This is a genomic window from Pantoea agglomerans NBRC 102470 (assembly GCF_001598475.1).
In the GTDB taxonomy this organism is placed as follows: Bacteria; Pseudomonadota; Gammaproteobacteria; order Enterobacterales; family Enterobacteriaceae; genus Pantoea; species Pantoea agglomerans.
The window spans coordinates 60,435-81,418 of sequence record NZ_BCZA01000002.1 but is presented as its reverse complement, the minus strand read 5'-3'; the positions used below and the strand labels follow the sequence as shown (position 1 = coordinate 81,418).

23 protein-coding genes, 1 pseudogene and 1 other annotated feature (1 of these 25 only partly in view) are annotated in these 20,984 nt (G+C 55.3%); of the genes and pseudogenes, 9 read left to right on the top strand and 15 right to left on the bottom strand.

The features are described 5' to 3' along the window. Window positions 1–110 precede the first annotated feature (110 nt). The 5 genes from oppA to oppF all read left to right on the top strand — a co-directional run bounded on the left by oppA (window position 111) and on the right by oppF (window position 5,710). Complete coding sequence (gene oppA / locus PAG01S_RS03970; protein WP_060680334.1) at window positions 111–1,751, top strand: oligopeptide ABC transporter substrate-binding protein OppA; 1,641 nt, start codon at window positions 111–113, stop codon at window positions 1,749–1,751. A gap of 92 nt (window positions 1,752–1,843) precedes the next feature. Further along, window positions 1,844–2,764 (top strand): oligopeptide ABC transporter permease OppB, encoded by a 921-nt coding sequence (gene oppB / locus PAG01S_RS03965; protein ID WP_010244379.1) that lies wholly within the window; start codon window positions 1,844–1,846, stop codon window positions 2,762–2,764. 14 nt (window positions 2,765–2,778) lie between these two features. Next, window positions 2,779–3,687: an oligopeptide ABC transporter permease OppC gene (gene oppC / locus PAG01S_RS03960; protein WP_010244382.1), complete on the top strand. Its 909-nt coding sequence runs from the start codon at window positions 2,779–2,781 to the stop codon at window positions 3,685–3,687. An 11-nt stretch (window positions 3,688–3,698) separates the two neighbouring features. Further along, window positions 3,699–4,712, top strand: coding sequence for an ABC transporter ATP-binding protein (locus PAG01S_RS03955; protein ID WP_010244386.1), 1,014 nt, complete (start codon window positions 3,699–3,701; stop codon window positions 4,710–4,712). Next, complete coding sequence (oppF, locus tag PAG01S_RS03950; protein WP_061703887.1) at window positions 4,709–5,710, top strand: murein tripeptide/oligopeptide ABC transporter ATP binding protein OppF; 1,002 nt, start codon at window positions 4,709–4,711, stop codon at window positions 5,708–5,710. Before PAG01S_RS03955 ends, oppF begins: the two co-directional genes overlap by 4 nt. Window positions 5,711–5,758: 48 nt before the next feature. Here the strand turns inward: oppF and PAG01S_RS03945 are convergent, their stop codons facing one another. Both PAG01S_RS03945 and cls read right to left on the bottom strand, forming a co-directional pair. Further along, window positions 5,759–6,082, bottom strand: a complete 324-nt coding sequence (locus PAG01S_RS03945) for an HI1450 family dsDNA-mimic protein (RefSeq protein WP_003853921.1) — start codon at window positions 6,080–6,082, stop codon at window positions 5,759–5,761. Window positions 6,083–6,127: 45 nt separating this feature from the next. Continuing rightward, complete coding sequence (cls, locus tag PAG01S_RS03940) at window positions 6,128–7,588, bottom strand: cardiolipin synthase (RefSeq protein WP_010244396.1); 1,461 nt, start codon at window positions 7,586–7,588, stop codon at window positions 6,128–6,130. 170 nt (window positions 7,589–7,758) lie between these two features. Here cls and PAG01S_RS22190 point away from each other — a divergent pair, with 170 nt between their 5' ends. Then, window positions 7,759–7,932, top strand: coding sequence for a YciY family protein (locus PAG01S_RS22190; RefSeq protein ID WP_003853917.1), 174 nt, complete (start codon window positions 7,759–7,761; stop codon window positions 7,930–7,932). A gap of 54 nt (window positions 7,933–7,986) precedes the next feature. Here PAG01S_RS22190 and PAG01S_RS22185 read toward each other — a convergent pair whose 3' ends face one another. Beyond that, window positions 7,987–8,214, bottom strand: coding sequence for a hypothetical protein (locus PAG01S_RS22185; protein WP_228312651.1), 228 nt, complete (start codon window positions 8,212–8,214; stop codon window positions 7,987–7,989). A 448-nt stretch (window positions 8,215–8,662) separates the two neighbouring features. Here PAG01S_RS22185 and ycgZ point away from each other — a divergent pair, with 448 nt between their 5' ends. Next, a complete protein-coding gene (gene ycgZ / locus PAG01S_RS03935) occupies window positions 8,663–8,905 on the top strand; it encodes a regulatory protein YcgZ (protein WP_010244401.1) in 243 nt (80 codons plus the stop codon). Between the two features lie 226 nt (window positions 8,906–9,131). Here ycgZ and PAG01S_RS03930 read toward each other — a convergent pair whose 3' ends face one another. After that, entirely contained in the window at window positions 9,132–9,317 is a 186-nt protein-coding gene (locus tag PAG01S_RS03930; protein ID WP_010670260.1) for a hypothetical protein, read from the bottom strand. A 77-nt stretch (window positions 9,318–9,394) separates the two neighbouring features. Beyond that, on the bottom strand, window positions 9,395–9,691 hold the full coding sequence (locus PAG01S_RS03925) for a YciI family protein (protein WP_010244407.1): 297 nt from the start codon (window positions 9,689–9,691) through the stop codon (window positions 9,395–9,397). A gap of 197 nt (window positions 9,692–9,888) precedes the next feature. On the opposite strand from PAG01S_RS03925, the gene tonB reads away from it, so the two are divergent. Further along, on the top strand, window positions 9,889–10,632 hold the full coding sequence (gene tonB, locus PAG01S_RS03920; RefSeq protein ID WP_062757770.1) for a TonB system transport protein TonB: 744 nt from the start codon (window positions 9,889–9,891) through the stop codon (window positions 10,630–10,632). Window positions 10,633–10,668: 36 nt separating this feature from the next. Here the strand turns inward: tonB and yciA are convergent, their stop codons facing one another. From yciA to PAG01S_RS03900, 4 genes are read right to left on the bottom strand one after another with little or no spacing between them, the layout of a single operon-like run. After that, window positions 10,669–11,091, bottom strand: a complete 423-nt coding sequence (gene yciA, locus PAG01S_RS03915; protein ID WP_010244413.1) for an acyl-CoA thioester hydrolase YciA — start codon at window positions 11,089–11,091, stop codon at window positions 10,669–10,671. 58 nt (window positions 11,092–11,149) lie between these two features. Further along, entirely contained in the window at window positions 11,150–11,689 is a 540-nt protein-coding gene (locus tag PAG01S_RS03910; RefSeq protein ID WP_010244416.1) for a septation protein A, read from the bottom strand. A gap of 51 nt (window positions 11,690–11,740) precedes the next feature. Further along, window positions 11,741–12,475, bottom strand: coding sequence for a YciC family protein (locus tag PAG01S_RS03905; RefSeq protein ID WP_010244420.1), 735 nt, complete (start codon window positions 12,473–12,475; stop codon window positions 11,741–11,743). 27 nt (window positions 12,476–12,502) lie between these two features. Further along, window positions 12,503–12,919 (bottom strand): YkgJ family cysteine cluster protein, encoded by a 417-nt coding sequence (locus tag PAG01S_RS03900; protein ID WP_010670256.1) that lies wholly within the window; start codon window positions 12,917–12,919, stop codon window positions 12,503–12,505. A 249-nt stretch (window positions 12,920–13,168) separates the two neighbouring features. Between PAG01S_RS03900 and ompW the strand changes: the two genes are divergently transcribed. Next, entirely contained in the window at window positions 13,169–13,804 is a 636-nt protein-coding gene (gene ompW / locus PAG01S_RS03895) for an outer membrane protein OmpW (RefSeq protein WP_029519099.1), read from the top strand. 58 nt (window positions 13,805–13,862) lie between these two features. Here ompW and PAG01S_RS03890 read toward each other — a convergent pair whose 3' ends face one another. The 6 genes and pseudogenes from PAG01S_RS03890 to PAG01S_RS03860 form a co-directional block, all read right to left on the bottom strand. Further along, complete coding sequence (locus tag PAG01S_RS03890; RefSeq protein ID WP_010244430.1) at window positions 13,863–14,177, bottom strand: BON domain-containing protein; 315 nt, start codon at window positions 14,175–14,177, stop codon at window positions 13,863–13,865. Between the two features lie 149 nt (window positions 14,178–14,326). Next, the gene (trpA, locus tag PAG01S_RS03885; RefSeq protein WP_010244433.1) at window positions 14,327–15,130 is read right to left on the bottom strand and encodes a tryptophan synthase subunit alpha; all 804 of its coding nucleotides are present in this window, start codon (window positions 15,128–15,130) and stop codon (window positions 14,327–14,329) included. Beyond that, window positions 15,130–16,320, bottom strand: coding sequence for a tryptophan synthase subunit beta (trpB, locus tag PAG01S_RS03880; RefSeq protein ID WP_010244436.1), 1,191 nt, complete (start codon window positions 16,318–16,320; stop codon window positions 15,130–15,132). Before trpB ends, trpA begins: the two co-directional genes overlap by 1 nt. Window positions 16,321–16,366: 46 nt before the next feature. Continuing rightward, complete coding sequence (gene trpCF / locus PAG01S_RS03875) at window positions 16,367–17,728, bottom strand: bifunctional indole-3-glycerol-phosphate synthase TrpC/phosphoribosylanthranilate isomerase TrpF (RefSeq protein WP_010244438.1); 1,362 nt, start codon at window positions 17,726–17,728, stop codon at window positions 16,367–16,369. A 2-nt stretch (window positions 17,729–17,730) separates the two neighbouring features. Then, window positions 17,731–19,325: pseudogene (gene trpD / locus PAG01S_RS22555) on the bottom strand (bifunctional anthranilate synthase glutamate amidotransferase component TrpG/anthranilate phosphoribosyltransferase TrpD). Next, a complete protein-coding gene (locus tag PAG01S_RS03860; RefSeq protein ID WP_010670253.1) occupies window positions 19,325–20,890 on the bottom strand; it encodes an anthranilate synthase component 1 in 1,566 nt (521 codons plus the stop codon). Before PAG01S_RS03860 ends, trpD begins: the two are co-directional and overlap by 1 nt. 23 nt (window positions 20,891–20,913) lie before the next feature. Further along, window positions 20,914–20,984, bottom strand: a sequence feature (Trp leader region); it runs 31 nt beyond the window's last position.

Here is a 20,984-nt window from a genome sequence, read left to right as displayed (position 1 = left end):
AGACCTTTTTTTGGGGTCAATCTCCCTGGTAACAGGCCAGGGAGCCCGCAGACGGGGGACGCCGGGGCAGAGCATCGCCACGGTGACGATAATAAAACTGGAGTGTAATAATGAACAACATCACGAAAAAAAGCCTGATTGCAGCGGGCGTTTTCGCCGCAGTGAGTGCGCTGGCAGGGAATGCGGCTTTCGCAGCAACGGTGCCTGCGGGCGTTGAGCTGGCCGCAAAACAGGAGCTGGTTCGCGGCAATGGCGATGAAGTGCAGTCGCTCGATCCGCACAAAATTGAAGGTGTTCCGGAAGATAACGTGGCGCGTGATCTTTACGAAGGTCTGCTGGTCAATGACAGCAACGGTAAACCGATCCCGGCCGTAGCGGAAAGCTATGAAAATAAAGATTTCAAAGTGTGGACTTTCCACTTACGTAAAAATGCCAAATGGTCCAATGGCGAGCCGGTCACCGCGCAGGACTTCGTCTACAGCTGGGAGCGTCTGGTCGATCCTAAAACCGCCTCACCGTATGCCAGCTATCCGCAGTATGGTCATATCCTGAACGTCGATGACATCATCGCCGGTAAAAAACCAGTTACCGATCTGGGCGTCAAAGCCATTGATGACCACACGCTGGAAGTCACCCTGAGCGAGCCGGTTCCCTATTTTGATAAGCTGCTGATTAACTCCGTCATGTCACCGGTTTACAAACCGGCGATTGAGAAATTTGGCGATCAGTGGACGCAGCCGCAGAACTGGGTCGGCAACGGAGCCTTTAAGCTGGACGCGCACGTGATTAACGAGCGTATCACTCTGGTGCGTAACCCAAACTACTGGGACAACGAACACACCGTGCTGAACAAGGTCACCTTCCTGCCAATCAGTTCTGAAGTCAGCGACGTTAACCGTTACTTCTCCGAGAACGGCAGCGACATGACCTATAACAACCTGCCAATTGAGCTGTTTAAAAAGCTGCAGCGTGACAACGGTAAAGAGCTGCACGTCGATCCTTACCTCTGCACCTATTACTACGAAATCAACAACCAGAAAGCGCCATTCACCGATCCGCGCGTGCGCGCTGCCCTGAAGCTGGGTCTGGATCGTGACATCATGGTGAATAAAGTGCTGGCGCAGGGCCAGAAACCTGCCTATAGCTACACGCCACCAGCGACCGACGGCATGGACATTCTGCCGCCAGACTGGTTCAAATGGTCACAGGACAAGCGTAATGCCGAGGCGAAAAAGCTGCTGGCCGAAGCGGGCTACACTGCCGACAAACCGCTGACCTTTAACCTGCTCTATAACACCTCCGATCTGCACAAAAAGCTGGCGATTGCTGCCTCCTCGATCTGGAAGAAAAATATCGGCGTGAACATCAAGCTGGAAAACCAGGAGTGGAAAACCTTCCTGGATACCCGTCATCAGGGTAACTACGATGTTTCCCGTGCGGCATGGTGTGCGGACTACAATGAACCGACTTCCTTCCTGAACACCATGCTGTCCAACAGCAGCAGTAACACCTCGCACTATAAGAGCGATGCGTTTGACAAAGTGATTCGCGACGCGATTAAGGCCCCGGATGCTAAAGCCCGTGCAGCTGACTATCAGCAGGCCGAGCAGATCATGGATAAAGACAGCACCATCGTCCCGGTTTACTACTACGTGAACACCCGTCTGGTGAAACCTTATGTCGGCGGTTATACCGGTAAAGATCCACTGGATAAAACGCTCGATAAAAACTTCTACATCATCAAACACTAATAGCATTCAGGCTATCAGCAGTGGCGGCGCGTCTGGCGCCGCCTTTTATTTTTTTTTATATGTTGTGAAGCAACAGCCTGGTAGGTACGGCAATGTTAAAATTCATCCTGCGTCGCTTGCTTGAAGCGCTCCCGACGCTGTTCGTCCTGATTACCATCTCCTTCTTTATGATGCGACTGGCACCCGGCAGCCCGTTTACTGGCGAGCGCACCCTGGCACCGGAAGTGATGGCCAACATTGAGGCGAAATATCACCTCAACGATCCTATCGGTAAGCAGTATGTCGATTACCTGGTGCAGCTGGCGCACGGCGACTTCGGCCCATCCTTTAAATACAAAGATTATTCGGTCAACTACCTGGTCGCGCATGCGTTCCCGGTCTCGGCCAAACTTGGGCTGGCCGCGTTTCTGCTGGCGGTGGTACTTGGCGTCACGGCCGGAGTTATCGCTGCGCTCAAACAGAACAGCTTGTGGGATTTTGCGGTGATGGGGGTGGCAATGACCGGCGTGGTGATACCCAGCTTCGTGGTCGCGCCGTTGCTGGTTCTGCTGTTCGCCATCACCCTGAAGTGGCTGCCGGGCGGCGGCTGGAATGGTGGGCAGTGGAACTACATGCTGCTGCCGATGGTGGCGCTGTCGCTGGCTTACATCGCCAGTATCGCGCGTATCACCCGTGGATCGATGATTGAAGTGATGCACTCCAACTTTATCCGCACCGCGCGCGCCAAAGGCTTACCGCTGCGCCGCATTGTAATGCGTCATGCGCTGAAGCCCGCGTTGCTGCCGGTGATCTCCTACATGGGACCGGCATTTGTCGGCATCATCACTGGTTCGATGGTGATTGAGTCGATCTACGGTCTGCCGGGCATCGGTCAGCTGTTTGTGAACGGCGCGCTGAACCGTGACTACTCACTGGTGATGAGCCTGACCATTCTGGTGGGTTTGCTGACCATCGTATTCAACGCGATTGTTGACGTGCTCTATGCCGTTATCGATCCCAAAATTCGTTACTGATTGCGGAGTTCGCCATGATGTTAAGTAAGAAAAACAGCGAAGCTCTTGATGCGTTCAGTGAGAAGCTGGAAGTAGAAGGGCGTAGTCTCTGGCAGGACGCGCGTCGTCGTTTTATTCATAACCGCGCTGCCTCCATCAGCCTGCTGGTGCTGTTCCTGATCACCCTGTTCGTGATCTTTGCGCCGATGCTGGCGCAGTTCACTTACGACGATACCGACTGGGCTATGATGTCCTCGCCGCCCGATACCACCTCTGGTCACTGGTTCGGCACTGATTCTTCGGGTCGTGACCTGCTGGTACGTGTGGCTATCGGTGGCCGGATCTCGCTGATGGTGGGCGTGGCTTCTGCGCTGATCGCGGTGATTGTCGGGACGCTCTATGGCTCGATTGCTGGCTATCTCGGCGGCAAAACAGACTCGGTGATGATGCGTATTCTGGAAATCCTTAACTCCTTCCCGTTTATGTTCTTCGTGATCCTGCTGGTGACCTTCTTTGGTCGCAATATCCTGCTGATTTTTGCCGCCATCGGCATGGTTTCGTGGCTCGATATGGCGCGTATTGTGCGCGGCCAGACGCTGAGCCTGAAGCGCAAAGAGTTTATCGAAGCGGCCCATGTGGGCGGGGTATCGACCTGGAAAATCGTGGTGCGCCACATCGTGCCGAACGTGCTGGGCGTGGTAGTGGTTTACGCCTCGCTGCTGGTGCCGAGCATGATCCTGTTTGAATCCTTCCTGAGCTTCCTGGGACTGGGTACGCAGGAGCCGCTGAGCAGCTGGGGCGCACTCCTCAGCGACGGGGCAAACTCGATGGAAGTGTCGCCGTGGCTGCTGCTCTATCCGGCAGGCTTCCTGGTGGTCACGCTGTTCTGTTTCAACTTTATCGGCGATGGCCTGCGTGATGCCCTCGACCCGAAAGATCGTTAAGGAGTTTCCCGATGACTATTCATGAATTCCAGCCAGCAATGGCGGCCCGCGCGGGAAGCGAACAGCTACTTACGGTCAAAGATTTACGCGTTACCTTTGGCACGCACGATGGTGATGTTACCGCCGTTAACGACCTGAACTTCTCGCTGCGCGCCGGTGAGACGCTGGGCATTGTCGGTGAGTCCGGTTCCGGCAAGTCACAAACCGCCTTTGCCCTGATGGGGCTGCTGGCGAAAAATGGCCGCATTGGCGGTTCGGCGATGTTCAATGGCAAAGAGATCCTGAATCTGCCCGAGAACAAGCTCAATAAACTGCGCGCCGAACAGATTGCGATGATTTTCCAGGATCCGATGACCTCGCTGAACCCCTATATGCGGGTGGGCGAGCAGCTGATGGAAGTGCTTAAGCTGCATAAAGGGATGAACAACGCGCAGGCGTTTGAAGAGTCGGTGAGAATGCTGGATGCGGTGAAAATGCCGGAAGCGCGGAAGCGGATGAAGATGTATCCGCATGAGTTCTCCGGCGGTATGCGTCAGCGCGTCATGATCGCCATGGCGCTGCTGTGCCGTCCCAAACTGCTGATTGCCGACGAGCCGACCACTGCGCTGGATGTTACCGTCCAGGCGCAGATTATGACGCTGCTCAACGACCTCAAGCGCGAGTTCAACACCGCCATTATCATGATCACCCACGATCTGGGTGTGGTGGCGGGGATCTGCGACAAAGTGCTGGTGATGTATGCCGGACGCACCATGGAGTATGGCCGTGCCCGTGATGTCTTTTATCAGCCGTCACATCCTTACTCGATTGGTCTGCTTAATGCGGTGCCGCGTCTGGATGCGGAAGGGGAAAGTCTGACGACGATACCGGGTAATCCACCCAACCTGCTGCGTCTGCCGCAGGGCTGCCCGTTCCAGCCGCGTTGTCCGCACGCTATGGATATCTGCACCCAGGCACCACCGCTGGAACCCTTTGGCGAAGGCCGTCTGCGCGCCTGCTTTAAGCCGGTGGAGGAGTTAGTATGAGCACCGTAGCTGAAAAAAGAGTGTTACTGGAAATCGCCGACCTCAAGGTGCATTTCGACATCAAAGATGGCAGGCAGTGGTTCTGGCAGCCATCAAAAACCCTGAAAGCAGTCGATGGTGTCAGCCTGCGTCTGTATGAGGGGGAAACCCTGGGCGTGGTAGGCGAGTCTGGCTGTGGTAAATCGACCCTGGCGCGCGCCATTATCGGGCTGGTGAAGGCGACCGAAGGTCGGGTCGCCTGGTTAGGCCGTGATCTGCTGGGGCAAAGTGAAGAGGAGTGGCGCAAGGCGCGAAGCGATATCCAGATGATATTCCAGGATCCGCTGGCGTCGCTGAACCCGCGTATGACCATCGGCGATATTATCGCAGAGCCACTGCGTACCTATCATCCAAAAATGGCGCGTCAGGAAGTGAAAGACCGCGTTAAAAATATGATGATGAAGGTGGGGCTGCTGCCTAACCTGATTAACCGCTATCCGCACGAGTTCTCGGGCGGTCAGTGTCAGCGTATCGGTATCGCCCGCGCGCTGATTCTGGAGCCAAAGCTGATTATCTGTGATGAGCCGGTCTCCGCACTGGACGTCTCAATTCAGGCCCAGGTGGTTAACCTGTTGCAGCAGCTGCAGCGTGAAATGGGCTTATCGCTGATCTTCATTGCGCACGATCTGGCGGTGGTGAAACATATCTCTGACCGGGTGCTGGTAATGTATCTGGGGCATGCGGTGGAGCTGGGTACCTACCAAGAGGTCTACAGCAATCCTCAGCATCCTTATACCCGTGCGCTGATGTCCGCGGTGCCGATCCCCGATCCGGACAAGGAGAAGAACAAGCAGATTCAGCTGCTGGAAGGGGAGCTGCCGTCGCCGATCAATCCGCCATCAGGCTGCGTGTTCCGCACCCGTTGTCCGATTGCCGGTCCGGAGTGTGCGAAAACCCGGCCGCTGCTGGAAGGCAGCTTCAATCACGCGGTCTCCTGTCTGAAAGTCGACCCGCTATAATGCAAAACGCCGGGCAATCGCCCGGCGTTTTCTTATCAAATCTGACGCTTACTCACGCCACAGGATATGACAGAGTTTGTGGTCTTTCTCGCGGCACAGCAGCACGCGAGCAAAGACGTCGGTGATCGGTTCACCGTCCGCTTCACCCAGCCCAATCACCACCTCGGCGAAGAAGTCCGGGTTCAGATCGAAATCGACATGATCTTTCCAGTCTTCAGAGGGATCGAACAGCTCTGCGCCACCGCGCTCTTCGAACTGCAGATTGAAGAGAATGACGTCTGCCGGATCAAGATTGTCGACTGCCAGTTCGAGAAAAATATCGTAGGCTTGTTCCAGCGTTTCATCTTCGGTAAGGCGATTATTTAAATCCATAGTCTGTCCTGTCGGCCTGCGGCCATTTACACAATCTGGCTCGTTTTACAGTAAAGGACTGAAGAAGTAAAACAGTCGTTCGACGATGCGTTGCCACCAGGCACGTTTTGCCCAGCGCTTGCCATCCAGCAGGCGGGAACGGGCGATATAGTCATCCTGCACACAGGCGAGATCGCTGCCAAAACCCGCATCATCAACCACCAGCGTCACTTCAAAATTCAGCCATAAACTGCGCATATCGAGATTCACGGTTCCCACCAGGCTCAGTTGTCCGTCGACCAGCACGCTTTTGGTGTGCAGCAGGCCATCTTCAAACTGATAAATTTTCACGCCCGCTTCCAGCAACTCACTGAAGAAGGAGCGGCTGGCCCAGCCAACCAGCAGCGAGTCATTGTGACGAGGCACAATCACGCTGACATTGACGCCACGCTGCGCCGCCGTACAGATAGCATGCAGCAGATCGTCGCTCGGCACTAAGTAGGGCGTGGTCATGATCAACTGTTCACGCGCCGAATAGACCGCAGTCAGCAGCGCCTGATGGATCATATCTTCCGGGAAGCCGGGACCGGAGGCGATCACCTGCACGGTGTGGCCGCTCTCCTGTTCAAACGGCATAATGTTGCGATCGGGCGGCGGCGGTAAAATGCGTTTGCCGGTCTCTATCTCCCAGTCGCAGCTGAAAACAATCCCCATCGCGGTGGCAACCGGGCCTTCCATTCGCGCCATCAGGTCAATCCACTGACCGACACCCGCGCTCTGTTTAAAGAAGCGCGGATCGACCAGGTTCATGCTGCCGGTATAAGCGATGTAGTTATCAATGAGTACGATTTTGCGGTGCTGACGCAGATCCATCCGTCGCAGGAAGACGCGCAGCAGGCTGACCTGCAACGCTTCCACCACATCGATTCCGGCATTGCGCATCATGCCGACCCAGGGGCTGCGGAAAAAGGTAACACTGCCCGCAGAGTCGAGCAGCAGACGGCAATGAACGCCACGGCGTGATGCCGCCATCAGCGATTCCGCCACTTCATCCGCCAGACCGCCGGGATGCCATATATAGAACACCATCTCAATGTTGTGGCGGGCCAGCTGGATATCACGAATCAACGCCTGCATCACGTCGTCGGCGCTGGTGAGCAGCTGCAACTGGTTGCCCTTAACCCCGGCGATGCCCTGACGATGGTAGCAAAGCTCAAACAGCGAACGCGCAACGTCGCTGTGTTCGGTGGCAAAAATTTCACGGCACTGCTTAAGGTCAGTAAGCCAGCGGGCAGTGGATGGCCACATGGTGCGGGCGCGCTCCGCACGACGTTTACCCAGATGGAGTTCGCCAAAAGACAGATAAGCGATAATCCCTACCAGCGGCAGAATATAGATAACCAGTAGCCAGGCCATCGCGGATGTCACTGCCCGTCGCTTCATCAATACGCGCAGCGTAACCCCGGCGATCAGCAGCCAGTAACCAAACACCAGCAACCAGCTGATCAGGGTATAAAAAGTGGTCATAAAGTGGACATCCCGTTCGCGCTTTCGTCCGGCAAGTTTACGTGCAGATGACGGCTAACGGAACCCTTTATCCCGGACATCCTCGATGAAGGATCCGATTTGGCATTACCGCAGAGATCTCTATAATGCCCTCGCGTATATCTCGTGTGTATGACGTCAGAGAGGAAGTGATGAAACGAAGCAGAAATGAAGTGGCGCGCTGGAGAATGTTACGGCAGGTGCATCGCCGCCGCTCCCGCTGGCTGGAAGGGCAGTCGCGGCGGTATAAGCGTATCCACTGCATTCGCCATCAGCTTGCACAACAGCAGCGTCGTTCGATTCTGTTTATTACGCAGATAATATAGCGAAAGCCCGGTGAATTCAGCCTGTCGGACAAAGCAGGCTGTTCAGACTTCAAATCAGGCTTCAAAAAAAACCGATTCTGCCATCGCCCGTCGCGCTATCAGGTGCTCCTGATGCGACGCGCCACGATCGCTGACTTCGCGCATCAGACATTCCATTGAGCTGCCCAGCTCAGTCGGCCTGTGGTAACCCACACGATCGTACCATTCGTAAGACCACTGACGCGATTTACGCTGATAATAGACAGTGAGCCACACTGAGCAATTAGCAGGGTAACCACTCATTACTTCTATTTTGGGGTCAACAATAGAAAGGAGCCGGGATAACAGCGGGTCGAGCAATGTAAGGGACTGGCCAGAATAAGTTTTATGCATAATGTGCCCGCGACTGTGCTGTGCATCCATTCAGAGGTTCAACTCACAAGGGGTAAATGTAGACAGCTCTGCGAGATAATTCCTCTTTAATACTAAAAAAAGGACGGAAAGATCATTTTTTAATAGTAAAACAGGTCATGCAGGCGCGGACTAAAGAGGGAATATTAACAGGATAAAAACAGCAGGCTAAAAAGTTGTACAACTTTACAGTGTTGTAATGTGCTGTTATTTATGGGTTTATTGTCATTAAAACAAGACGATCTGATTTTTTAACCTAAATATCTGTACAGATAGCTCGTTGTTGTATAACTTTATCGCATCGGTTATTAATCTTAAATGAATCCTATGAGGGTCAACCATGCAGACTAACGTTCGTATTCCCGCTTCAGTCTCTGACATCTCCGCGTATTTACATAGCGCCGCGCAGCCCTCACAACAGGCCATTCTTGGCTCCGTCGTGACGGAAATTATCAGTTCGGGTCGTAGTCTGAATCGTAAAGCGATCTGCTCAAAACTGATCGGCCGCTTACAGCATGTCACCAGCCCGGAAGAAGAACAGCACTATCATGCGCTGATTGGCCTGATTCTGGATCGCGGTTAACTCATCGCTGAAAATAGCCAGTGGCGGGATAATAAAGAGAGCGTGTATTATTGAATGACCAGGCCGGTGTACTGCCGGTTTATTATCAATGTCGTTCAGAACAACGCTTTAATTTATTAAGATCAATTGGTCGCTGCGTTTATTCGCGAGTCAGAATATTCAGACCGGCCGGTTGCTGCGACAGAGAGTGATGTGCTGCTCTGTCGCAATGAAACCTCAGGTCTGATTAACCAGCGAGACGTTGTGTCGTCATCATCAGCGTTACGTTCACCAGCTGCAGTGCCGCCGCCAGCACGATCAGCATGACAATCCACTGCTTTTTATTACGCCAGCCCTGAGTTCGCCAGAGATAAACCGCGCTTCCGATCAGTAAAGCGATAATGGCCAGTAGCCCCAGAATGATTATCTGCATCTTTCCTCTCTTGAACGATCAAAATAAAAATGGCTTCTGTGCCTGGCACAGAAGCCATTTTCAATGCTGAGTCACGATCAGAAGACGCGTTTAAACGGCTTAACCGAAACCTGCTTATAGACGCCCGCGGCGAAGTAGGGATCATCCTGTGCCCAGGATTGTGCTTCTTCTAATGACGGGAATTCAGCAATCACGGTTGAGCCGGTAAAGCCCGCTACACCAGGATCGTTGCTGTCGACAGCAGGCATCGGGCCTGCAATGATCAGGCGTCCCTCTTCCTGCAGCAGTTTGAGCCGTGCCAGATGGGCAGGGCGCACGGCGTTACGTTTTTCCAGTGAATCTGCAGTATCTTCTGCATAAATGACGTAAAGCACTAAGGAACTCCCATTAACCAGAATTTCGCAACACGTTAAGGGATTGCCCCTCAGAGTGCAAACGAAACCTCAGAGTGGTGAAAGGCTCAGCATAAAGGGCTAAAAAGCGCTTTTCTTCAGGCGGGATGGCGGGAGTTATTGAAACTGATTGCTATTTGCATTTAAAATCGCTGCTTCATTCAATCACTGCGACTGTTATGACCACGCTGACTATGCCATTACCTAAACGCACGCCTGTCTCCATGTTGTTGTCTGTTGCTTTGCATGGGGCCGTGATAGCCGGAATTCTGTATGCTTCATTCCAGCAGGTGATTGAGGTGCCCAAAGCGTCGCAGCCCATCAGCGTTACCATGGTTGCCCCTGAAGTTCAGCCTGAGCCTGCACCGGCCATCGTGGAGCCGCCTGCACCACAGCCAGAACCTGAACCGGTGCCGGAACCTCAGCCCGTGCCCGAACCGCCGAAAGCGGAGCCGGTGCCGATTCCCAAACCTGAGCCTAAGCCAAAGCCCAAACCGAAACCAGAGCACAAGCGGGAGCAGCCTAAACGCGAGGTGAAGCCGCGTCAGGAGAGCAAACCGCAGGCCGATCCGTTTAAGCAGGAAGCCCCGGCGACGCAGAACAAACCGACCACGGCGCCAAAATCTACGCCGTCACCCACCTCATCGGCCTCAACCGGCCCAAAAGCACTGAACGTCAGTAAGCCTGGCTATCCACAACGCGCATTTGCACTGCGTGTAGAGGGGCGGGTCCGGGTGAAGTTTGATGTGGATAGTGAGGGACGGGTGGATAACATCCAGATCCTCTCTGCTGAGCCGCGCAATATGTTTGAGCGTGAAGTTAAGCAGGCGATGAAAAAGTGGCGCTATCAGAGCGGACGGCCAGGGCAGGGTCTGACCATGAATATCGTGTTTAAGATTAATGGTGGGGCCAGCCTGGAATAAAGCGTCAGGTCAGGCTGAAACAGCCTGACCTGTTTTTCATTCGCCGGGTTGCTGGTTAGCGCGACCGGCTGGCAGAGGACGGGAATTACCCTCATTGTCGACCGCCACATAAATAAACACCGCTTCCGTCGCAATGTAAGTTTGTCCAATTGGCTCAGACGACACTTTTTTGATCCACACTTCCACATTAATCGTCATGGAACTGTTGCCGGTACGAAGACAGCTCGCATGGCAGCTCACCACATCGCCCACCGCGACGGGCTTCATAAATGACATGCCGTCGACGCGAACCGTCACCACGCGTCCTTCAGCGATCTCTTTCGCCAGGATAGCGCCACCCATATCCATCTGTGACATCAGCCAGCCACCAAAAATATCGCCGTTGGCGTTGGTGTCTGCTGGCATGGCGAGCGTACGCAGCACCATTTCGCCTTTCGGCAATGTATGTTTTTCGCCCATTGCTTCCACTTCTATGCAGGTGAATGCTAAAAAAATGCCCGGCGGACCGGGCAGATGATTATTTTTGTTCCTGCTGCGGCATCTGTCGCCAGATGTAAAGCCCGCTGAGCAGGGTAAACAGTAAGGTCAGACCGGAGAGACCGAACACTTTAAAGTTAACCCAAAACGCCTGAGATAACCAAAAGGCGACATAGATGTTTACCAGGCCGCAGATAAAGAAGAACAGCGCCCAGGCAACGTTGAGCCGGCGCCAGACCGCGTCGGGCAGCTGCAGCTCTTTGCCCAGCATGCGCTGAATCAGCGTCTGCTCCATAAACCACTGGCTGTAGAGCAGGGCGGCGGCAAACAGGCTGTAGATAACCGTGACTTTCCACTTAATGAACTCATCGTTGTGGAACACCAGCGTCAGGGTGCCAAAAACCGCCACCAGCACAAAGGTGAAAATCGTCATCTTTTCCAGCTTGCGATAGAGCACCCAGCTGACAACCAGCGCCAGACCGGTCGCGACAATGAGCGCGCCCGAGGCGACAAAAATGTCATACAGCTTGTAGAAGATGAAAAAGACCACCAGGGGAAGAAAGTCGAGTAGCTGCTTCATAGTTTTTCCATTCAGAGTTGGCTGCAAATGTGCCCGAAGGCACATCGTCAATCAACGTAACAGCATATAGAGCCGATAAAGATAGATAATCAACATCGCCGAAACCACATTGCCTGCCGCGGTGAAAATCACCGACGAGACATTCAGCGGTAAAACCGTCAGCGAAGAGAAGAACAGCATCACCACCACTTTGGCCAGCAGCCAGAGCAGAATAGCGGGGGCAATCAGCTTCACATTCTTCCACGCCATCCGCATGCTGGCCCGCATGGCGGCAAAGACACCCATCTTCTCACTGGCCACCATCACCGGAGCCAGCGACAGCAGAATCGTCAGCAGAATGCCTGGCACCACCAGCACCATAAAGCCCAGTTGCGCCACCAGCGTCATCAGGAAGGTGAGCAGCAGCAGCTTTGGCAGCAGCGGCGCTGAAGCACCAATCGCCCGCAACGCACTGACACGCTGGCCGGAAGAGACCATCGGGATCAGATAGAGCATTCCGCCAAGCAGCAGCGTGTTCCCCATCAGCGCAGCGAAGGTGCTGGCCGCCGAGGCGCGCAGCAGCACCTGCTGCTGTTCCGGTGACATATTCTGCACCATCTCAAACAGCGAACCGGCGCTATCGTCACCCTGTTGCAGGAGGGCCATCTGATCGGCACCTGGCGTCAGCACATGCACCAGCATGACGGTGATAAAAGCGGCCAGCAGCGACATCAACAGCACCGTAGCCAGTTGATGGCGCGCGAAATTTCCTGTGTCACGGTATAACGAGCTTGCCGTGATAGACATGTACACTCCTTTGAGGAACCGGGTTAATTAACCCGGCGATTGTACATGTTCTGACAGCTCGCGGGCACCCGCTGCGGCATAACTTTCTGTCATGACAGGTAAAGATGGAGAAAAAAGGGCGGGAAGACCATACCGGGCGCGGGCGCGATCGCAGGCTTCATTGTGGATACCCGCTTCGCCCGACATCGAAAATTCCCGACAGGGCGTCGGACGTTGTTCGTAAATTCCGCAGGAGACACAGCCGCCAATGTCGCCTTCAAGGGCAACGCAGCGCGGCGCGCGATCGTTCGTTCCACGCATATTGCGCATTAACAGGCTGAGCGGTTCGGTTAATGCGGTCGGCACCGGGCCGCCTGCATCATCGGCTTCGGCCCAGTAAAATGAGACGCGGAAATGGGCGCAGCAGGCGCCACAGCTGACACAAGGGTTAGTTATTTCACTCATTTGATCACCCGCCCCTCCCAGGGCATCGAACCAAAATCACCAGAGAAGATAAGCAAAATAGGCCTGGCGAAATTATTCAGCAAGGGGAATTTTGCTGCGCCAGCCCGAGCCGAAATTGATCTAAATCAATTCATTGTTTTTTAAGTAATTTATCTGAAGGGTACAGAGTGCAATTTTCTGTAAATCACGTTAAATATTTGCCAGCAAAAAGCGATGACGTTCGCGACATTAACATTAAGCAAAGGAGTGATGATGAAACTGGCAAAATGCGCGATGCTGCTGGCTCTGGCTTTCCCTCAGCTGTCGATGGCCCACGAAGCAGGCGACTTCTTTATGCGTGCCGGTAGTGCCACCGTCCGGCCCACCGAAGGTTCCGATAATGTGTTAGGGATGGGCGAGTTCAGCGCATCCAACGACACGCAGCTGGGCCTGACCTTTACTTACATGGCAACGGACAACATTGGTGTCGAATTACTGGCCGCCACACCGTTCCGTCACAAGGTGGGCCTGGGCCCGACCGGAACACTGGCAACGGTACGCCAGTTACCGCCTACGCTGATGGCGCAGTACTACTTCTTTGATAGCAAGAGCAAAGCGCGTCCTTACGTTGGCGTAGGTATCAACTACACCACCTTTTACGATGCCGATTTCAACCAGACGGGCCGCGATGCGGGCCTGACCGATCTCAGCGTGAAGGATTCCTGGGGTGTGGCGGGTCAGGTCGGTCTGGATTATCAGATTAACCGTGACTGGATGCTGAATGCATCCGTGTGGTACATGGATATTGATACGGAAGTGAAGTTTAAAGCGGGTGGCGAGCAGCAGAATATCAATATGCGCATCGATCCCTGGGTCTTCTTCTTCGGAGCGGGTTACCGTTTCTGAGGATAAAGATAATAAAAAAGCCGCTGAATCAGCGGCCTTTTTTTTGTCTGTTAAGACGTTATTTGATCTGCATATTGTTAACAACGGACTTCACGCCCGCCACGCTGCGCGTAACCTGAACGGCACGGTTAGCCATCTGTGGTGATGAAACAAAACCGCTCAGCTGAACTTTACCTTTGAAGGTTTCTACGTTGATTTCAGTTGATTTCAGCGAGTCATCTTTCAGCAGTTCACCTTTAACTTTTGTGGTCACCACGGTGTCATCAATATAGCCACCGGTTCCCTCTTTGGTTGCGGTTGGCGCACAGGCGCTCAGTGTCAGCGCAACCACGCCCGCCAGTACAGCACCTGTCAGCAGTTTAACGAATTTCATTGCTTTCTCTCCCTGTCACAAAATGGATGCGACGTTACCGTAACGGCGCATTGTCATTGTGGTGCAGATTTTGCAAAAAGGGCAAATGGGGGAATGAAAAAAAAGGAAACAAATCATGCCTTATCGCGCGATAAGGCATGCTGGCAGGATTAACGGCTGGCGGCTTTAAGACGGCTGACAAAGTTCTTCAGCTCGCTCAGCATCACCTCAGGCTCTGAATGATGTTTTTCGATGATTCTGACAATCGCAGAGCCGGAGATCGCGCCCGCAGCGCCCGCGGCGATCGCTTCCTTAACCTGTTCAGGCTCAGAGATACCAAAGCCCTGCAGCGGCGGGGCTGCATGGTATTCACGCAGCTTGTCGATCAGATGCTGCAACGGCAGGCTGGCGCGGTTTTCAGCACCGGTCACGCCCGCGCGCGACAGCAGGTAGGTGTAACCCCGTCCGTGTGAAGCGATCTCGCGCAGCAGCTCATCGCTGGCGTTAGGCGGACAGATGAAGATGGGTGCTATGCCATGACGCAGCGCCGCCTGACGGAAGGGCGCGGACTCTTCAACGGGCACATCCGCCACCAGCACCGAATCCACACCCGCCTCTGCACAACGGGCATAGAACTCATCCACACCGTTGGTGAAGACCAGATTGGCGTACATCAGCAATCCAATCGGCAGATCCGGATACTTACGGCGGATAGTGGCCAGCATTTCAAAGCATTGGCTGGTGTTGGTGCCCGCCGCAAAGGCGCGTAACGTCGCATTCTGGATGGTCGGGCCATCTGCAAGGGGATCGGAGAAGGGAATACCCAGCTCCAGTGCATCCGCGCCTCCTTCAACCAGGGCATCAATTACACGCAGTGAAAGCTCCGGTGACGGATCGCCCAGCGTAACAAAAGGAACGAAAGCCCCTTCGTTATTCGCTGACAGACGCGTAAACAGTTGATTGTAACGTTCCATCAGATTTCTCCCTGCGCTGTCAAAATGTCATGAACGGTGAAAATATCTTTGTCGCCGCGGCCAGAGAGGTTGACCACAATCAACTGCTCTTTTTCCGGCTCGGCCTGAATCATCTTCATGGCGTGCGCCAGGGCGTGGGATGACTCCAGCGCCGGAATGATACCTTCATCGCGACAGAGCTGTTTAAAGGCGGCCAGCGCTTCGTTATCGGTGATGGAGACATATTCCGCACGACCGATGCTGTTCAGGTGCGCATGCTGCGGGCCTACCGACGGGAAGTCGAGGCCGGCAGAGATCGAGTAAGACTCCTCAATCTGGCCATCATGGGTCTGCATCATCGGCGATTTCATACCGAAGTAGATGCCGACGCGACCGTGCTTGAGCGGCGCGCCATGCTCGCCGGTCTCAATGCCGTGGCCCGCAGGCTCTACGCCGATCAGCTTCACGCTGGTCTCATCGATAAAGTCGGCAAACATGCCGATGGCGTTGGAGCCGCCGCCCACACAGGCGAGGATCGCATCGGGCAGGCGACCCTCTCTTTCCAGAATCTGCTTTTTAGTCTCTTCGCCAATCATGCGCTGGAACTCACGCACAATCGTCGGGAAGGGATGCGGACCCGCCGCGGTGCCGAGCATATAGTGTGATGTCTCGTAGCTGCCAGACCAGTCACGCAGCGCTTCATTACAGGCATCTTTCAGCGTGGCGGAGCCGCTGTGCACCGGGATCACTTCTGCGCCCATCAGACGCATACGGAAGACGTTGGGTGACTGACGCTCCACATCTTTTGCGCCCATATAGATGCGGCATTTCATGCCCAGCAGCGCACAGGCCAGCGCTGAAGCTACGCCGTGCTGACCCGCACCGGTTTCGGCAATAATTTCGTTTTTGCCCATGCGTTTGGCTAACAACGCCTGACCCAGCACCTGGTTGGTCTTGTGCGCGCCACCGTGCAGCAGATCTTCACGCTTAAGATAGAGGCGGGTTTTGGTGCCTTTAGTCAGGTTTTTGCACAGCGTCAGGGCGGTAGGCCGACCCGCATAGTTCTTCAGCAGGTCGGTAAACTCGGCCTGAAACTCAGGATCTTTCTGGGCGTCGACAAACGCCTGTTCCAGCTGGCGCAGGGCTGGCATCAGGATTTGCGGAACATACATTCCGCCAAATTCGCCAAAGTAGGGATTAAGTAACGTCATTTTTTATCTTCCTTTCTCGGGCCCGCCGTTGAGCAGGCCAGGCAAATCAGTAGGCTCGCAGTGTCTGAAACACAGCGGCAATTTTACGGGCATCTTTGATGCCAGGCGCGCTTTCCACGCCAGAGTTGAAGTCCAGGCCGGCACAGCCGAGCTGCGCGGCTTCAACACAGTTATCCGCGCTCAGGCCACCGGCCAGCAGAACATTGTTGAGCGTCTGTCCCTGCAACAGCGACCAGTCGAAACGCTGTCCGGTTCCACCGTCGCCATTATCAAACACATAACGGTCAACATGAGGCCAGTCGCGCGCCGGCAAGGTGCCTTCAATGCGCAACGCCTTCCAGATTTGAATCTCTGCTGGCAGAGCCGCACGCAGTTCAGCCACAAACGCCGGCGTCTCGTTGCCATGCAGCTGCACCGCAGAGAGAGAAAGCGCACCGGCTTGCGTGACAATGTCACTCATAGCGGCATTGCGGAACACGCCGACGTAGCGCAGCGGGGCCGCAGCGATAACGGTCTGCGCCGTAGCGGTGTCAATCTGGCGCGGGGAACCTTCCGCGAAGATCAGCCCACCATAGATTGCCCCGGCTTCATAGGCGGCGCGCGCATCTTCGGCACGGGTCAGGCCGCACACTTTATTGCTGCCCAGCGTGACCCGACGCACCGCTGCGGTCAGGTCGGCTTCTTCCATCAGTGCAGAACCAATCAGGAAGCCGTTGGCAAAATGGCTCAGCTCGCGAATATCGGCATAGCTGTTAATGCCTGATTCGCTGATTACCGTGACGCCGTGTGACAGGCGCGGTGCCAGCTGACGGGTGCGGTTAAGATCGATAGAGAGGTCACGCAGATCGCGGTTGTTGATACCCACGACTTTGGCCTGCAGCGCGATAGCCCGCTCCAGTTCCTCTTCATTACTCACTTCAGTCAGAATGCCCATCTTCAGGCTGTGCGCCACAGCGGCCAGCTGACGATACTGCTCATCATCCAGCACTGACAGCATCAGCAGAATCGCATCCGCCTGGTAGTAACGTGCCAGATAGATCTGATAGGGGTCGATGATAAAATCTTTGCACAGCACCGGCTGGGTGATGGCCGCGCTGACAATCGGCAGAAAGGCGAAGTCGCCCTGAAAATATTTCTCATCGGTCAGCACAGACACCGCGGAAGCGTAGTGGCGGTAGACTCCGGCAATGGCGGCTGGATCGAAATCCTCACGAATAATGCCTTTCGAGGGAGAGGCCTTTTTACACTCCAGGATAAACGCGGTTCTTGCACCCTGCAGCGCGTCGTAGAAATGACGGCTGGCGGGTTCAATGCTGTTCTGAAAGGTAGAGAGAGGCTGCTGCTGCTGACGGGCTTCAACCCAAATCGCTTTGTCCTGAACAATTTTTTCTAACACGGTGCCTTTCATGATTATCCTCTTGCTGCCAGTGCGACGACACGCTCATAAGCCTGTCCGCTGCGGATGGCGTTAAGCGCCTGCTGTGCGTTTTCACGCAGATCTTCCTGACCGAATACTTTAAGCAACATCGCCACGTTGACGGCGACGGCCTCCTCATGGGCCTGCTGGCCATTACCCTGGAGTAAAGAGGTCAGAATGTCACGATTTTCTTCCGGCGTGCCGCCCGCCAGCGCCTCTTTGGGATGGAAGCCAAAACCAAAGTCCTCTGGCGAGAGCTGATAGCGCGTAATTTCACCTTCACGCAGTTCGGCCACATGAGTCACGTCGTGCAGCGCCACCTCATCCATTCCGCCACCGTGAACCACCGCCGCGCGCTGATAACCCAGCACTTTCAGCGTCTGGGCAATCGGCATCACCAGTTCCGGGCTGTAGACGCCAATCACCGCCAGTGGCGGGCGTGCCGGATTGATCAGCGGGCCCAGCACGTTAAACAGCGTACGGGTCTTAAGCTGCTGGCGGACCGGCATCGCGTGGCGAAAACCGGTGTGATACTGCGGCGCAAACAGGAAGCAGACATTCAGATCGTCCAGCGCCTGGCGCGCCCGGTCAGCGGGCATATCGAGATTGATGCCAAAGGCGGCCAGCAGATCGGAGGAGCCCGATTTGCTGGAGACGCTGCGGTTGCCGTGCTTCGCCACTTTCAGACCGCAGGTCGCAGCGACAAAGGCGCTGGCAGTCGAGATATTAATGCTGTTACTGCCATCGCCGCCGGTGCCCACAATGTCGGCAAACGCATAATCAGGGCGGGGAAAAGGTTTGGCATCTTCCAGCAGCGCGGTGGCGGCTCCGGCGATCTCTTCCGGCGTTTCACCGCGCACCTTCATGGCGATCAGCGCGGCAGCGAGCTGCGTTGGCTCCAGCTGTCCGGTAATGATGGCGCTGAACAGCTGATGACTCTCAGCCTGATTCAGCGTCTGCGCCTGGTAAAGTTTTTCCAGTGTCTGTTGCATGTTTATTCTCCCTGTTACTTCGCCAGCGCCCAGGCCAGCGTCTGCTCAAGCAGGCGCGCGCCCTGAGAAGTCAAAATCGATTCAGGATGGAACTGAAACCCGCATACGCGATCGGTTTCATGGCGAACGGCCATCACCATCCCGTTGTAACTGGCGTTCACCGTCAGCTCTTCCGGCGTGTTGCTGCCCACCAGCGAGTGATAGCGCGCCACCGGCAGCGGATTGCTCAGACCGGCAAACATCGCCTCGCCGTCATGGTCGATTGAAGAGGCTTTGCCGTGCAGGATCTCGCCTGCCTGGCCCACATGGCCGCCATAAGCTTCGACAATCGCCTGGTGACCCAGACAGATACCGATAATTGGCAGACGACCGCGCAGCACCCGCAGCAGCTCCGGCATACAGCCAGCATCTTTTGGCGCGCCGGGACCGGGAGAGAGCATCAGCACCGGGTTCTCCATCCGCTGCAGCTGTTCAATAAGCAGTTCGGCAGGCAGATTGTTGCGGTAAATCACCACGTTGTGACCAAAGGTCCGCAGCTGATCAACCAGGTTATAGGTAAAAGAGTCGATGTTATCGAGCAGCAGAATATCGGCCATCAGAAGATCTCCTTGCAGTGATGGGCAGTCGCGATAGCGCGCAGTACGGCGCGCGCTTTGTTGCGGCTTTCATCAGCTTCAGCCTGCGGATTAGAATCCAGCACCACACCGGCGCCCGCCTGAACGGTGGCGACGCCATCTTCTACATAGGCGGAGCGGATAACGATACAGGTATCGAGATCGCCCTGGGCGGTGAAGTAGCCCACCGCGCCGCCGTAGCTGCCGCGACGGGTGCGTTCAGCCCCGGCAATCAACTGCATGGCGCGAACTTTTGGTGCTCCGCTCAGCGTGCCCATGTTCATACAGGCACGATACGCGTGCAGCACATCGAGATCCGCGCGCAGCGTACCCACCACGCGGGAAACCAGATGCATCACAAACGAGTAGCGGTCGACTTTGGTCAGGTCAGCCACGTAACGGCTGCCGGGCACGCAGATACGTGCCAGATCGTTACGCGCCAGATCCACCAGCATCAGATGCTCAGCCAGCTCTTTATGGTCGGTACGCATCTCCAGCTCAATGCGGCTGTCGAGATCGCGGTCCAGTGAGCCATCAGCATGGCGGCCACGCGGGCGGGTACCGGCAATCGGGTAGATCTCAATCTGACGGGAGGTGGCGTCATACTTCAGCGAACTCTCCGGCGACGCGCCAAACAGGGAGAAATCCTGATCCTGCATGAAAAACATATAGGGGCTGGGATTGCTGTTTTTCAGTGTCTCATAAGCAGCCAGCGGCGACGGGCACGGCAGCGAGAAGCGACGTGACGGCACGACCTGGAAAATTTCGCCGATGCGAACCGCCTGCTGAAGGGTGCGTACTACGTCGCAATACTCTTCATCACTCTGGCTGGTGGTCAGCGTCATCTGTTCAACCGGCTGGACCGGCAGAGCCGGTGCCGGCTGAAGCATCTGGCCGTGCAACTGCTCGATGCGACGCTGCAGGCGCTGGAACTCGCTGGTGGACGGGCAGAACAGGCTGGCCTGAAGACGCGCACTGCGGGTCTGGTGATCGATCACCAGTAAGGTTTCTGCCAGGTAAAAACAGTAGTCGGGGCAGCGTTGCTGATTATCCAGCTCCGGCAGGGTTTCAAAACCGGCAACCAGATCATAAGCAAACAGGCCACCCAGCAGTACGGCTTCGCGCTCATCGGCAGGGGAGTTGACCAGTTGTGGAATCAGACGCAAAGCATCAAACACCGACAGTGCCTTGAGGCGGGAATCTTCATCCTGCTGATGGTCGGTGCTTTGCGGAAAAGTCAGCTCGCGTCCATCGGGACGAACCTGATTGCTGACCGACGCAGGCAGGGCCTCATCCAGCAGCGGCAGCAGGGCGCGGCCATTTTCTGACAACGCCTGAACGGTGACATTGTTGCCCATTGCGCTGACGCGCAGCGCGCTGTCGACAATCAGCAGGCTTTTTAAGTTGCGCTTGCTGTCGATGTCAGCGGATTCAAGCAGCAGGGTTGCCGGACGTGCGCCGCACAGCTGGTGAAACACTGCGGCCGGATCTTCGCGGTAGGGTGCGGTGCCGGTAATCAACTTCACTGTAGGTTTCGCATTTGGCATGATGATTTCTCTGAATTTCGCTCAAAAAAAAGCCCGCTCGGTGGCGGGCTCAGGTATTAGCACAGCGTTTACGCAAAGTGTGCACGACCCTGTC